General features: G+C 41.8%; 13 protein-coding genes. 3 read left to right on the top strand and 10 right to left on the bottom strand.

Annotation, left to right across the window (positions count from 1 at the left end; all coding sequences use genetic code 11):
- The first annotated feature begins 77 nt into the window (after nucleotides 1–77).
- Both ACH784_RS01415 and ACH784_RS01410 read left to right on the top strand, forming a co-directional pair.
- Entirely contained in the window at nucleotides 78–380 is a 303-nt protein-coding gene (locus ACH784_RS01415; RefSeq protein WP_404392895.1) for a hypothetical protein, read from the top strand.
- Between the two features lie 3 nt (nucleotides 381–383).
- Entirely contained in the window at nucleotides 384–569 is a 186-nt protein-coding gene (locus tag ACH784_RS01410) for a DUF2970 domain-containing protein (RefSeq protein WP_404392893.1), read from the top strand.
- Here the strand turns inward: ACH784_RS01410 and ACH784_RS01405 are convergent, their stop codons facing one another.
- The 9 genes from ACH784_RS01405 to ACH784_RS01365 form a co-directional block, all read right to left on the bottom strand.
- Entirely contained in the window at nucleotides 570–1,409 is an 840-nt protein-coding gene (locus ACH784_RS01405) for a Dam family site-specific DNA-(adenine-N6)-methyltransferase (RefSeq protein WP_404392891.1), read from the bottom strand.
- A gap of 187 nt (nucleotides 1,410–1,596) precedes the next feature.
- Nucleotides 1,597–3,072 carry an AAA family ATPase gene (locus tag ACH784_RS01400; protein WP_404392889.1) on the bottom strand — a complete coding sequence of 492 codons (1,476 nt, stop codon included), beginning with the start codon at nucleotides 3,070–3,072 and terminating at the stop codon, nucleotides 1,597–1,599.
- Complete coding sequence (gene aroB, locus ACH784_RS01395) at nucleotides 3,072–4,142, bottom strand: 3-dehydroquinate synthase (RefSeq protein WP_404392887.1); 1,071 nt, start codon at nucleotides 4,140–4,142, stop codon at nucleotides 3,072–3,074. The genes ACH784_RS01400 and aroB overlap by 1 nt, the downstream gene beginning before the upstream one ends.
- A 19-nt stretch (nucleotides 4,143–4,161) precedes the next feature.
- Nucleotides 4,162–4,680, bottom strand: coding sequence for a shikimate kinase AroK (gene aroK, locus ACH784_RS01390; protein ID WP_138478285.1), 519 nt, complete (start codon nucleotides 4,678–4,680; stop codon nucleotides 4,162–4,164).
- A 161-nt stretch (nucleotides 4,681–4,841) separates the two neighbouring features.
- On the bottom strand, nucleotides 4,842–6,890 hold the full coding sequence (gene pilQ, locus ACH784_RS01385) for a type IV pilus secretin PilQ (RefSeq protein WP_404392884.1): 2,049 nt from the start codon (nucleotides 6,888–6,890) through the stop codon (nucleotides 4,842–4,844).
- 18 nt (nucleotides 6,891–6,908) lie between these two features.
- Nucleotides 6,909–7,451, bottom strand: a complete 543-nt coding sequence (locus tag ACH784_RS01380; RefSeq protein WP_404392882.1) for a pilus assembly protein PilP — start codon at nucleotides 7,449–7,451, stop codon at nucleotides 6,909–6,911.
- Nucleotides 7,452–8,054, bottom strand: coding sequence for a type 4a pilus biogenesis protein PilO (locus ACH784_RS01375; RefSeq protein WP_404392880.1), 603 nt, complete (start codon nucleotides 8,052–8,054; stop codon nucleotides 7,452–7,454). It abuts the gene before it with no gap.
- A 10-nt stretch (nucleotides 8,055–8,064) separates the two neighbouring features.
- Nucleotides 8,065–8,637 carry a PilN domain-containing protein gene (locus ACH784_RS01370; RefSeq protein ID WP_404392878.1) on the bottom strand — a complete coding sequence of 191 codons (573 nt, stop codon included), beginning with the start codon at nucleotides 8,635–8,637 and terminating at the stop codon, nucleotides 8,065–8,067.
- On the bottom strand, nucleotides 8,625–9,704 hold the full coding sequence (locus ACH784_RS01365; protein WP_404392876.1) for a pilus assembly protein PilM: 1,080 nt from the start codon (nucleotides 9,702–9,704) through the stop codon (nucleotides 8,625–8,627). Before ACH784_RS01365 ends, ACH784_RS01370 begins: the two co-directional genes overlap by 13 nt.
- A gap of 131 nt (nucleotides 9,705–9,835) precedes the next feature.
- Here ACH784_RS01365 and ACH784_RS01360 point away from each other — a divergent pair, with 131 nt between their 5' ends.
- Nucleotides 9,836–12,286, top strand: coding sequence for a penicillin-binding protein 1A (locus ACH784_RS01360; RefSeq protein WP_404392874.1), 2,451 nt, complete (start codon nucleotides 9,836–9,838; stop codon nucleotides 12,284–12,286).
- 88 nt (nucleotides 12,287–12,374) lie between these two features.
- On the opposite strand, the gene metL is transcribed toward ACH784_RS01360, so the two are convergent.
- A complete protein-coding gene (gene metL / locus ACH784_RS01355) occupies nucleotides 12,375–14,723 on the bottom strand; it encodes a bifunctional aspartate kinase/homoserine dehydrogenase II (RefSeq protein ID WP_404392872.1) in 2,349 nt (782 codons plus the stop codon).

Genomic DNA, 14,723 nt, shown 5'->3' with positions numbered 1-14,723 from the left:
AGTTTTACGTCATCAATGTTTGTTTTCTGAACAGGAGCGGTGTATCATTAATGGATAACTGTTGGGTGGGGTTACACATGTTTAGTCGGCTTAAAACACGGATGCTTATAGTGACTGCTGTCGTTACATTATCAGCGGGAGTTTATTCTGTTGATTACAACGAAGAAGTTGCAAGTAGCACATGTTCATGTAGTACAAATACAGTGCAAGTTAACAGCTCTGCGTTCGAACAATGCAAGCTTGAAGCACATACAAGCTGGTATGCTTGGTTAACAGGTAGAAGTAGCAGTGCTCAGTTTCATTACCTAGATTTATTAGAGCTATTGTTAGGTTCTGATGATTCAGAGAGCAGTGCAGATAGCTTCACTTCAAGATTTTAAATTATGACTAAGCTGCTAAGCATGATCCAAAGTGTTTTAGCAGCGATGTTCGGTGTGCAAAGCCAAAATAAGCGCCACCAAGATTTTTCAAACAAACACCTCTTTATTTCATTCACGCTGATTTCAATCGTATTCGTCTTTATTTTAGTGGTAGCTCTAATCTGGCTTGTTGGCATTATTACGGGGTGATCATCCCTTATACAGCGCCATCACTTCTTCAATCTTACTACGTACACTGCCTTTACAACTGATGTTTCTCTGAACTTGCAAAGTCGTAATTTTATCTGCATTACGATAAAGCTGCTTAGTGAAATCAACATAGTGATTAGAGATAAGCGTTGAGACGCCGCGCTGTTTAGCTGCCATAGCACATTCTACCAAACGAGCCTGATCTTCATCTGTAAATTTATTGCCAGCATAAGCGGTAAAGCTAGAAGTGCGATTTATCGGCGAGTAAGGCGGATCGCAATAAACAACATCATGATTACCAGCTTGACTGAAAGCATGCTCGAAATCATTACAAACAAATGTTGCACGCTTGGCCACATTGGCAAACTGTAATAACTCTTCTCTTGGATAGTAAGGATGCTTGTATCGCCCAAACGGCACATTAAAACCACCTTTTTGATTGTAACGACATAAACCGTTATAACCGTGGCGATTCAAATAGATAAATAGTAATGAACGTCTGTATGGATCTAAGGTGTCATTAAACTCGTCACGCAGCTGATAGTAACGCGCTTCTTCATTATGATCGCCAATAAACAAAAACTCAGCTTCACGAATGAACTCTTTAGGGGCATCTTTCAGAATATTAAATAAATTAATAAGATCTTTATTTACATCAAGTAGCAAATATTCATCGAAATCAATATTTAAAAATACCGAGCCACCGCCGACAAAAGGCTCAATCAAACGCTGCTTACCTTTTAACGGTAAGTTAGCTTTAATTTCCTCAATTATCCGCTTTTTGCCGCCCGCCCATTTTAAAGGAGATCGGCGATTAATGACCGATGAGCCGTTTGCCACTTTAGACCCTTATATTCTTTTTATTCTTTGCATACACATCGCCACTAAGAAGAGGTGAATGACATAAATACTCACAACATATTGCTGCGAGTAAAGTAACGTCATATTTAAGCACAGATAGTGACATAAAAACCATTCTTGTAGTGATGTATTTAAAGTTGGGCGATTCTACACTAATTCACGCTAATTACCGAGTAACAAGCTGAATTTCCTGTTTGATACGCTCGAATTTTTTAAAAAATGGCTGACCAGCTAACACATTGGCAGGTAACTTTTGGCGTGCACTTCTCGCCGCATCAATATTTGCAAATGGCGCCTGTATAACAACCCACCAAGGAATGTCGTTCCTAACCGTTTCATAGACGTATACGTCCGTTAATTCATTCGCCAAGACAAAACTATTAGCTATCGCTTTATCTTTCACCGCAAGCAATTGAATGGCCCATACACTGTCATTTTGTGTCAATAACCACTCTGTCGGAGATAAGTCTAAATCTTGACTTTGAGCTTGCTGTTTTGCTTTATTGTCAGGCTCTGCTTGAATCGATAATTCTGTAAGGTCCGCAGCATTTTCAGCTTTAACCTCTGGAGTACTCAATAAAGTAGTTGTTACTTGCTGGCTAGTGTTAGTCTCTAATGGCTTATCTTTGCTTTCTTCCGGTTTAAGAGTCTCTACTTGAGTTGGGCTTTCTAATGCAGTTAAAACAGCCGAAACGGCACTCTCATCACGCTGTCCAACATTTTCACTTTCAGATTGTTTGTTTGATACTGGCGCATTGTGTTTATTGCTTACTTTATCAGTTTTAAAAATTGTTTCAGGGCTAGATGCAGGCTGATTTTGATCTTCTAATACTTGTTGGCCGTCAATATTTTCAGCCAGAACCTGCTCGGTCGAAAGCACAGTCTCTAGCGACTCTGAAGAAGCTGTTTGCTCACTAAAATAAAATTGGATCTGCTTCTGATACATCATCGCAACGAGTAACAAAGCTAACAACACTGTTAATCCGACTAAATGCCAGCGATAGCTCTTTTTCGGTTTACTTGTTCTTAGATTACTTTGTTGTGAGGCCTGCCAATCAAGTAGAACGGCAGGATTACCATGTGACTCTTGTAAAAAGGCCTGAAAGATAGGATCTTCATCCATCGGCAAATCTTTAAAGAACATGGCCATAAGCTGCTTTGACTCAGACAGTGACAAGCGCTCTAAATGGATATCGAGTGCACTTGGCAGCATTCTAGGCGCTTGTGCTGTTACCAAAATAAACAGCTCAACAGGGCTTTTTGCTGACAATATTCTCAACTGTTCAATGAATTCATCTGAAAGGTGCCTTGCGCCATCTAATACCCAAAAACAGGGGCCACAAGGTTGCTCTTGATATAGCTGAAAAAAGTTTTCTGATAAAGTCTGGGTCTGATCGACTAGCGGCGCGCGGAAGCTATTTTGGAGTAGCTGAGTCATCAACTCAGCATCTTTCATTTGCGCCGTTACTTGAATATAAGCTTTATTAAATTCTGGATATTTTTCTGTAATTAAGGTTTCAGCTAGATAGCTTTTTCCTAACCCTGAAGGGCCTACCAAAGCAATGAGATTTTGCCCATACTCGAATTGCATCGCAATTCGATCAACCAAAGCAGCTCGACTCGGCAATATTTGCGATTGCATTAGCGCCCTATTAGCTGACTCACGGCTTCATCAGACACATCATCAACGAGTGCACATTGGCCTAATTTAGTAGGTACAATGAATCTGATCTTGCCTTGTTGGTTCTTCTTATCTTTACGCATATGACCGATAAACTGTTCACTAGTCATGGTCTCAGGGGCGCTTACAGGTAGGTTATAGCTCGCAATCAGCGCTTCAACTCGCGAAACTTCAGAGTCAGTAACAGAGCCTCGCATGTGCGCAAGTTTCATAGCTAACATCATCCCCGCAGCAACCGCTTCACCATGTAGCCAGTTGCCATAGCCCATTTGTGCTTCAATAGCATGACCAAATGTGTGGCCTAAATTAAGAAGCGCTCTTAAGCCAGCTTCTTTTTCGTCTTGAGAAACAATTTCGGCTTTAATTTCGCAGCAACGGTAAATGACCTTTTGCAATACATCGTTTTGTAAGTTACTGAGGGCTTCATGCTGCTCTTCTAAAAAGCTTAGAAGTGCTAGGTCGTAAATTAAACCATACTTGATAACTTCGGCCATGCCTGCTGCAAATTCTCTACTCGGCAGGGTTTGCAAGCTGTTGATGTCGATAAAAACCGCTTTTGGCTGATAAAAAGCCCCTATCATGTTTTTACCAAGTGGGTGGTTAACCGCTGTTTTACCGCCTACTGAAGAGTCAACTTGCGAAAGTAAAGTTGTTGGAATTTGAATAAATGGTACACCGCGCTGATAGCACGCTGCAACAAACCCTGTTAGATCTCCAATTACACCGCCACCAAGCGCGATTAAACAAGTATCACGACCACAGTTGTGCTCAAGTAAAAATGCCGACACTTTTTCAAACCACTCTAAGGTTTTGAATTGTTCGCCGTCAGGTAAAATAAAATGTAGCGGTTCTAACTCGTTAAGTTGAGTTAATAGTGGATCTAAGTAAAGAGGGGCAACTGTTTCGTTGCTGATGATCACTGGGCGACATTTACCTATGTGAGATAATAATCGCCCTGTGTCGGTAAGAAGGTTTTCACCAATATAAATGGGGTAGCTACGCTCGTTTAAATCGACATTCAGTTCAAGCATTGGCCACTCCTTTTATAATTTAGAAATCTAACTTCTCAATAATTTGATTTGCTACTACTTTAGCGCTTTGCTCATCAGTGCGAACTACAAAGTCAGCAACTTCTTGATATAAAGGCTCACGCTCTTCTGCCAAGCGCTCAAGTACATCACGTGGTGCTTCTTCTGTTTGTAGAAGAGGACGACGCTTATCTCTTTGAGTACGAGCAACTTGTTTTTCTATTGGTGTTTCTAGGTAAACAACAATGCCACGTGCAGATAGTTTATTACGAACTTCTTTGCTCATAACTGAACCACCACCGGTAGCTAATACAATACCTTGCATTTCAGTTAGATCAGAGATAACGCCCTCTTCACGACGACGAAAACCCTCTTCACCTTCAAGATCAAACACCCACGCAATGTCTGCGCCAGTACGACGTTCGATTTCTTGATCTGAGTCGAAGAATTCAAGGTGTAATTGGTCTGCCAAATGACGACCAATTGTGCTTTTACCAGCCCCCATTGGGCCTACTAGAAATATATTACGTTTCTCAGCCATATCTATTTAGTACTAACGAACTCTAAAATTTGAAAATAAACCCCGCCTCACGACCTGGCCCCAAAAATTAAGGAGGGGATTATCTCAGTAATCCGTGCGCAATTTCAAGTCAAATCATTTAATTTACCGTAAACCACGCAATATTAATCATTAATGCGCTGTTACTGGCCGTCTAACATGATTTTTGGGGTCACGAATATCAGCAATTCTCTTTTTTCATTAATGTGACGTGTATTTCTAAATAAAGCACCAAGGTAAGGCACATCACCTAATAAAGGCACTTTTGTCACGGCACTGGTGATCTCTTGCTGATAGATACCACCTAGTACGATGGTTTGACCATTTTCGACCAATACTTGCGTTTCTATTTGTTGAGTATTAATCGCCACAGCTGGACCATTAGGTGTTTGCACATTATCGCCACGCGTATCTTGGGTGATAATTAAATCTAAAATAATTTTGTTATCTGGAGTAATTTGCGGTGTTACTTCTAAACTTAACACTGCTTTTTTGAAACTTACTGAAGTTGCACCACTCGATGCCGCCTCAACATAAGGGATCTCTGTACCTTGCTCAATACGTGCTTTTTTCTGATTGGCCGTTGTAATGCTTGGCGTTGCAATTATCTCACCTTTGTTTTCTTGCTCTAACGCCGAAAGCTCTAAATCAATCAGCGTACCATCCGCTAATTTAGCAAGGTGAACACCAATGCTACCAGCCGGGTTAGTGACCGGTAAGTTTACATTTAAACGGTCAGTAAATGCCGGGATAACACCACCTGACAATTGGTCAGCACTAGACAACTTACCAGAAATTGCGTCAGAACCTTGTTGATCACTAAAACCCCAACGAATACCTAGATCATCAGAAACGTTATCACTTACTGTTACCATGCGAGATTCAATGCGAACTTGCTTCACTGGTACATCAAGTGTTTCGACCATGCGGCGCACATTCTCAATACTTTTCGCAGTGTCTTTGATAATCAAAGTATTGGTTCTAACATCCACTGAAACGTTACCGCGATTACTGATTATGCTGTTAATTTCAGTTTTTAGTAAGTCAGCAAACTCTTCTGCTTTAGCATAGTTTAATTGCATATACTCACTATATAGCGGCTCTAATTCTTCAACCTGACGCATTGCTTGCAATTCTTTTGCTTCTCTCGCGGCAAGCTCTTCAGCAGGCGCAACCATTAAGATGGTGCCCTCGGTACGTTTATCTAGTCCTTTAACTCTCAACACCACATCTAGGGCCTGATCCCAAGGTGTGCCTTCTAAGCGTAAGGTGATGTTGCCCGATACTGAGTCACTGGTTACTAAGTTAAAGTTGTTGGTGTCGGCAATGATCTGTAAAACCGAGCGGATTGGAATATCTTGGAAATTTAAGGTAATTGGCTCGCCTTGGTATACTTTCTCTTCACCAAACTTTTTGGTTTTATTATCTTTTTCAATGGTAAGTGTGAAGATATTGTCTAATTGCTCATACTTAAAAGCAAACGCACTATTTGGTTCAATCACCAAACGACTTTTATTGCCTTCCGAGAAAGTTTCGATTTTGCTTACCACAGTACCAAAATCGATAACATCCAACTCATAAAGCAGTTCATCTAAAATATCGATGTGATGGAAGTCTGCGATAATTTTTCCACCACGCTCCTGCACATCAATGGCAGCTTGTGAGCTTTCTAAAAATACCAATACTTTGGCTTCACCCTTTTCACCGCGGCGAAAATCAATAGATTGGATACGATTAATATGATGAGTTAATTTGCCTGCACCTTGCTCTGAAGACTCTGACGCTTCATAAATTGGGTTTTCGGAGATTTGTAAATACACCAAGTTATTTTTTACTTCAGTTTTATAAAGTTTAAGCTGGTCCATTTCGATAGTCACAATGAAGCCATCTTTAACCATGCTACTTTGTATTTGCTTAATGCCCGCCTTGTTCACTTTTAATTGCTGAAGGCTCTCTTCAAACTCTGCTCCAGAGAAAAATAACTCTAGACGCGCAGGATCATTTAAAACCGTTACTTTTGGTTCGAGGTTCAGCTGTTCGTCAAACACCAGTTGCAATTCTGTTTCAGAATTAGAAATGGGGTTATAACGCACATCATATAACATGGGTAAAGCATTAACTGAGCCCGATAACACAAGTAAAAGACTTGAGAAAATGGTAGTTTTAAGCAAATTCGCAACCATGCGAGTCATAATTGTGTACCTTTATTGTTATTCGCCTACTGCAAGCTGAGTCGATTCGATAATCTCAACTTTAGTTAATCGTTCTTTCCAACAACCTGTTCCATCGGGGATCAGCTCTAATAATTCCACATGATCATCATATATACCGACCACCTCACCATGATACAGGCCCATATATTCGCCTTCTTTTACACGGAAAAGTCCTTGGTCTGCAGCACGGATCAAAGCCCAAGTTACACCCGAAAGCGCTATTGTGCCCTTCATCACTAAATTATCAATGGGATATTTCTCTAGTGGGTCTCGCACTCTATTTTGATCGGGCTGTAAACAGTTTTTCACCTGAACTAATCTACTTTCAATCACTTCAGGTTTTGGCGCATCAAAAGGACTGCGCAAAGAGCCTGCACTATAAGGAAAGTTTTCGAATTCTTTCATTTTAGGGATCGGCTCGACTTTAGGTGTTGCACTTGCCTGTACTTGGTCAATAAATTCTTTTTGCTGTGCGGTATCATCATTACAAGCAGCTAATAAAATCACACTTAAACTGAGCACTGCATTTTTAAGCTTCATTTATTTGGCTCCCTGTTCATAGCGATACGTTTTCGCAACGACACTAAAAACCAAGTCACGTTCATTTGCGCGTTCAATTCTAAAATCATGCAAACTGACAATACGTGGGAGTTGCGCCACTTTACCGACAAACTCGCCAAACTCGTGATAAGTACCAACTACTTCTAAGTTAATAGGTAGCTCAGTGTAAAACTCTTTTTTTACTTCAGGCATCCAGCCAATTTTCAAAAATGTTAAACCACTCGACGTACCAACATAAGTTAAATCGTCTAGTAAACCTGGCGTTTCATTCGACGTTGGTAAACGCTGTAATAGTTGTGAAAATTGCGCTTCCATGTCTTGCATTTGCTGTTTATACAAATCCAAGTTATTTGCTCTGGCATACTTAAAACGATATGAATTACGCAGCTCCTGCTCTTTATTAACAGCAAAATCATATTCATCAATGGCAGATGAAACCAACATGGAGTAACCGACAAATAGCATAATTAAGGTAACTAAAACCGCGCACATGGCTTTTACTGGCTTAGGCCATTCACCAATATTGTCTAACTCTATCTCATTCCAATCGATTTCTTGCAGCGCTTTAAGATCAAAGTTCATTTAGCTATCCTCACTTTTTCTCTTTGGCGTCTTCAAGAGCTTGATAAGACTTGACATAAAAGTGCATGGTAAAGTCGCTCAACAAGCGATTGGTTTGCTCACCGGCAATGATCCCTTGAATTGTCGGGTTTTCTAATAAATAAGAAGACTCAACTTGTCTCAGCATTTGTGACAGGCGATTGTTCGACTCACTACGGCCAATCACTTTAATCATATTACCGTCGCGCTCAAGGCTAGTTAGATACACTCCAGATGGGACTACACGTGCAACTTCGTCAATAATTTGCGTACCTAGGTTGCGATTACCTTGCAGCTCTTCGATTAGACGGATCCGACGTTGCAGATTTCCCTTTTGCAGATTCAGGTCATTAATCTCGCGGATGCGTGTATCTAGTTTACGGATTTCAGCCTGCAGATAATTATTCTTTATTTCTTGCCCTGTACGTAAGCTATCGTAAAAGCTACCTATTAAGTACATAACAAACAAAGAAACGCCCACAATGCTGCCAATCAAAATTAGGAACTTTTGCTGTGATGCTTGTCTTTGTTGCTCGCGCCAAGGCAGGAGGTTTATATGTGGCATGTAGTAAAACTCCTAAGCGCCAAACCTGTTGCTAGCGTAAACTGAGGCTTATGCCTTAACAGTACATTTCTATCGACTTTAGGGGCAATTTCCATATCTGAAAACGGATCGGCAATAATAGTGTGTATGCCTAATTCATCAACTAATAGCCTATCTAGCCCTTCTACTAAAGCAGTGCCACCAGATAACACTAAATAATCGACATGATCTTTACCACTGGTTGTCATAAACATTTGTACCGCTCGGCGGATCTGCTGTAACAGCGCGGTTTGAAAAGGTGCCAGTACTTCAAAGGTATAGTTTGGTGGCAAGTCTCCGGTTGTTTTGGCTAATTCGGCTTCATCGAAGGACTTATTGTAATAAGCAACAATGCTATTCGTGTATTGTTCACCACCAAAAACTTGGTCGCGGGTATAAATTGTCTTACCTGATTGAACGACACTCATCAATGAAATCACCGCACCAATATCAACAACCGCAACGATTTTGTCGAATGCATCAGAAGGCAACTGACCATATAAAGTATCAAGGGAGCGGCTTAACGCATAACTCTCAACATCGACGACTTTTGCTTTATAGCCAGCTTCTTCAAGTGCGCTGACTCGCGCTAGAACACTTTCAGTTCTTGCGGCTGAAAGTAACACATTCATTTTTGATGGATCGGCTTCATTGACTGAAATTTTTTCAAAATCAAGACTGACTTCATCTAAGGGGTAAGGGATCAAACTATCGGCTTCAATGGCGATTTGCGATTCAAGTTCAGCATCGGTTAATGAAACGTCCATGAAGATCACTTTAGTAATAACTGTTTGACCCGACACGGCAACAGCAGCATAAGGGGCATGCTTTGGAAAACGCTTTTTTAGCTTGCTAATAGCGCGACCGACGGCTTCAATATCTTGAATAGCACGTTCAGTAATGGCACCTTTGGGAATTGGTTCAATAGCCACGGCCTCAACGCGGTAACCGCTGTGAGTTTGTGAAAGCAAGACAGCTTTAACACAATGCGAACCGATATCAATACCAACCATTAATGGGGCGTGAGCTTTGAACAATTTACTTAACATACCCTGTGTTTTTATCCTTTATTTAAATTTAAACAGGTTATTATTTGTGAACAAAAAATACTAATCGAATTTTGTTCAAGCTATACTAGCAGCCTCTACCCACAAATGGGAGTCTAACTAGGGAATATTCCGTGACTTTATTAAAAAGATTTTTACAGTTTATTATCGCCTGTGGGCTTTTAGGTGTGCTCACATTATTAGCACTATATTACTACGTAAAATCCGATATCCCTAGTGTTGAGGTTCTAAAAGAGGTCCAACTGCAGACCCCTATGCAGGTTTTTACCAAAGATGGAAAGCTAATCAATCAATTTGGTGAAAAACGACGCATCCCCGTCAAAATTGATGAAATACCGAAACCTTTGATTAATGCAGTTTTAGCAACTGAAGATAATCGTTTTTATGATCACTTTGGTATTGACCCTATTGGTATTGTCCGCTCAGCTATCGTACTCATAAGTACCGGTCAAAAGAAGCAAGGAGCCAGTACGATTACCATGCAGCTGGCTAGAAACTTCTTTCTGACCCGTGAAAAGGCTTACATTCGTAAAGTAAAAGAAATCTTCATCGCTTTGCACATCGAGCAACTACTCTCAAAAGATGAAATCTTAGAGCTCTATTTAAATAAGATTGAATTAGGTCACCGCTCATTTGGTATAGGTGCAGCTGCTCAAGTATATTATGGTAAAGAACTGCATGAATTGACGTTGGCGCAAATGGCCATGATTGCAGGCTTGCCAAAGGCCCCTTCAGCACTCAACCCTATTAGTAACCCTACTCGCGCTAAATCACGCAGAAACGTAGTTTTAGGACGAATGCTGACCGAAAACTATATTACTCGCAGTGAGTATGAAGAGGCATCACAAGCACCTATTACAGCTAAAAGACACGGGGCTGAAATTGAACTATACGCACCTTATATCTCTGAAATGGTAAGAGCCTATATGGTTGAGCGCTATGGCGCTGATAAAGCGTACAACACCGGATTCAGAGTGTACACCAGCGTTGAGTCTGACATTCAACTCGCCGCCCAAGAAGCATTAATTAATAATTTGCATGATTACGATATGCGCCATGGCTACCGCGGCCCTGAAGCTGTGTTATGGCAACATGAAATAGACCCGATACCTGCTCGTATTGAGTTACTTAAAACATTAAAAAGCATCAACGAAATTGATCCGCTTGTTGCAGGTGTTGTGACGCATGTTTATGAGCAAAGTGCTGAAGTATTACTAAAGTCTGGGCAATCAGTTGTGATTGAATGGGACGGCTTAAAATGGGCTCGCCAATATATCAATGAGAGTCGCCAAGGCAATGCGCCTAAAACAGCAGCAGATGTATTAACACCTGGCATGCAAATTTGGTTACGTGATCATAACGGCTGGCAGTTAAGCCAGCACCCTGAGCCTTCAAGTGCCATTGTCTCTTTAGACCCAAAAGATGGCCGAATAAAAGCGTTAGTGGGTGGTTATAGCTTCGAACAGAGCCAATATAACCGTGCAGCCCAAGCTAAGCGCCAAGTCGGTTCGAACATTAAGCCCTTTATTTATTCTGCAGCATTAGAAGATGGTTATACCCTCGCCTCTATTATCAATGACGCACCAATCAACCACTGGGATAAGAGCTTAGGGGTTGCATGGCGACCGAAAAATAGCCCCGAAGTCTACAGCGGCCCGATTAGAATTCGACGTGCCCTAGCTCAGTCAAAAAACGTCGTCTCAGTTAGATTACTAAGAGGAGTCGGTCTACAACGTGCAGCTGATCACTTACTCAAATTTGGCTTTGAAGATGAAGACATTAATCGTAGTGAATCTTTAGCGTTAGGTAGCGCAGCCATCACACCACTGGAAATGGCTCGCGGTATGAGCACCTTCGCCAATGGCGGTCATCTAATCGAGCCTTATTTTATCAGCGAAATAACAGACGCCTATGGTAACTCTTTAGGAAAGGCGCAACCGCTAATCGCATGCGATGAAGAGCAACGTCTCGAGAATGCTATGCAGTGTGCACCGCAAATCATCAGTGAGCAAAATGCTTTCTTGATTTCTAGCGCATTACACAGTGCAATTTGGGGTGGCGGTAGTTGGAAGCACAAAACCGGTTGGGTTGGTACAGGTTGGCGAGCACAAGCTCTAAAACGTAGGGACTTATCTGGCAAAACCGGCACAACCAATAACTCGGTTGATACTTGGTTTACTGGTTTTAACCGCAATGTCTTAACCACTGTGTGGGTAGGCTTTGACGACGCAAGTAAATCCCTTGGCCGCGCTGCCTATAATAGTAACTTAGGTAAAGGCCAATCAGTTGGTGCCGAAGCGGGCGCTATCACTGCGCAACCTGCTTGGGTTCGCTTTATGAGAACAGCCTTGCAAAATGAACCGCTCGCGCCAATAGACCCAGCGCCAGGCTTAACCTCTGTGCGCATAGATTTAAAAACAGGTTTATTAAGTTCGAAAAACGATCACACTAGCCGTTTTGAGTACTTTGAGTCTGATACCGTACCAACTAAGTATGTACAACAAGACAAGTCAAAAACGCCATTCTCTTCTGACTCTTTGCCTGAACAAGATGAGCTGTTCTAACACATCAGCTATATCTAAAGGTTAAACAAAAAAAGCGAAGTGCTAAAAACACTTCGCTTTTTTGATTTTAAGTAACAGTAACTCGTGGCTATTTAAGATTCTGACATAACCAGAATAAATCTGAATGAATGCCTGCTGCAGTCACTTCTTTACCAGCCCCTGGCCCTTGAATAACCAAAGGGTTTGCATCATACCATAGGGTTTTCACTACAAAGATATTATCGCCTGGTGTTAAGTTGGCAATCGCAGAGCCTTGCTCAGCAAACGCAATACCCACTTTTGCGTCAACCTTGCCATCTTCAGCGATACTTAATAAACCGGTATAACGCAGTTCGCAATTATTGGCTTTCGCCTGTGCAAACTTAGTCTCATAAAACGCGTCTAGCTCGCTTTTCTTGGCAAGAAAGTCTTGCCAGCTACCAGTTGCTAAATGCTCAGGCATTAATGGTTCTAAACCAATATCATCTACATCCAATGAAAGACCAAGCTCTCGAGCAAGAATTAACAACTTACGCTGCATGTCTCGACCTGATAAATCTTCGCGAGGATCTGGCTCAGTATAGCCCATAGCTTGCGCTTCTAGCACTAAATCTGAGAAAGCTTTGCTGCCATCATACTCACTGCACAACCAAGATAAGGTACCCGAAAATACCCCTTCAACTTGGGTGATTTTATCACCACTATTTTGTAGGTCAGCTAATGCAAAGTTAACCGGTAAGCCCGCGCCAACACTGGTGTTATAACGCCATAGTAAATTGCGATCTTCAAGCTGCTGACGCAAAGATAAATACCAATCTTGTTGTGCTGTACCGGCATACTTATTAGCACTGATAAGATGACAATCACGCTTCACGAATTCTGGGTATAACAAACTAAATGACTCACTCGCAGTGATATCAATCACCACTTTATGCTCATAATCTAGCTCTTCAATACGCTCTAGCACTTCATTTTGCTCGTATGCTTGCGCTTCATTTTGCCACTGAGTTTGCCAGTTATCTAAATTCAAACCACTGGCGGCAAATAACATTTGCTGCGAGCGTAATAAACCAACGACTTTTAAATCAAATTGTGCTTGTAAACGAGCAACCTGAGTTTGGCACTGCTCAAGAAAAACTTCACCGACATTACCAAGACCCGCGATGATAACGGCCAGCTCTCGGCCTTTGTTCACTAGCTTGTCATGTAAAATCGCCAAAACATCGCTGTCAATGGCTTGGTCAGTTAAGAACAGTGCATAATCTTCGTCACTGTGTGCAAATCTGAGTACCACGTCTTGCTCAGCTAGAACTGATTTAGCCTGCAGCTCTAATGCACTTATGTCCGCTTTTGGTGCTACCAACGCAAAGCCTTGTAAATGGCTTTCAACCAAGGTGAGACGGCCAGCAAAATATTGGCTAACTTGATGTGTAAAAGCGCCTGGCAACAATAAGAATTCTTCACCATTTTGAACAAAGTGATGAATGCTGTGCTGAATAAGCTGACTCACTTCACGTACTTCATTAGCACCTAAACGATCAACACGCACAAGATCTAAGTTATCAAATGACGTAATAAAACGTTTCGCCTTACTGTAACCCGCTTTGACGATTTCAGTACCTGGTGCTTCAGGGTCAAAACTGCTGCGAACCTGCAACTTAATGCTGGTATTTTTCAAAGGAGATAGGGTTTTAGCATGCAACACAGGGTTGCCCAAACGCGCTAATAGATTGGCCTGCTCTCGACACACTTTAGGATACTTAATTGCACTGCTTACTTTACGCGGATCGGTACTGAACACACCTTGCGTATCGGTCCAGATTGATACTGCTTCTGCATCACTATAATTTGCTAACAATGTCGCACTGTAGTCACTGCCATTGCGCCCCAAGGTCACGGTATTGCCTTGGTCGTCAGCGGCAATAAAACCTGTTACCACAAAGATGTGGTTTTTATCTAAGGTCGCTAAACACGCTTGCTTATTTTGCTGATGCACTAACTGGCCGTTATGTACAGTAAATAACGTTCTGGCATCAACCGCCTGGGCTTGTAAACCGGTTTCTGATAAGTAGTTCGCCAGAATACGCGCAGACCATAGCTCGCCATGTGCTAACAGCTCAGCTTCATTGAGGGTTTTAGTGTTCGCAGCTTGGGTGATAACTTGTAATTCAGTCAACAGAGTATCGGCTAGTTGGCGCTGCTTTTCACCCTGGAATAATGCGTTAATCAGTTCGACTTGATGGTTCTCAACCTGTAATAGAATATCGTTAAAACTTTGCTGCTCTTGCTGCTGATAGCTTTGCCATAGTTTAACTAGGGTATTGGTGGTTTTGCCTGCGGCAGATACCACAACACAATCGCCCAACTGACACTGACCAACCACGATTTGTGCGACAGCCTGATAACGCGAGGCCGAGCTTAAGCTCGACCCGCCAAATTTATGTACTACTCTTGTCAT

This window comes from Pseudoalteromonas phenolica, from assembly GCF_044788725.1.
In the GTDB taxonomy this organism is placed as follows: domain Bacteria; phylum Pseudomonadota; class Gammaproteobacteria; order Enterobacterales; family Alteromonadaceae; genus Pseudoalteromonas; species Pseudoalteromonas phenolica_C.
This window is presented reverse-complemented; position numbering and strand designations above follow the sequence as displayed.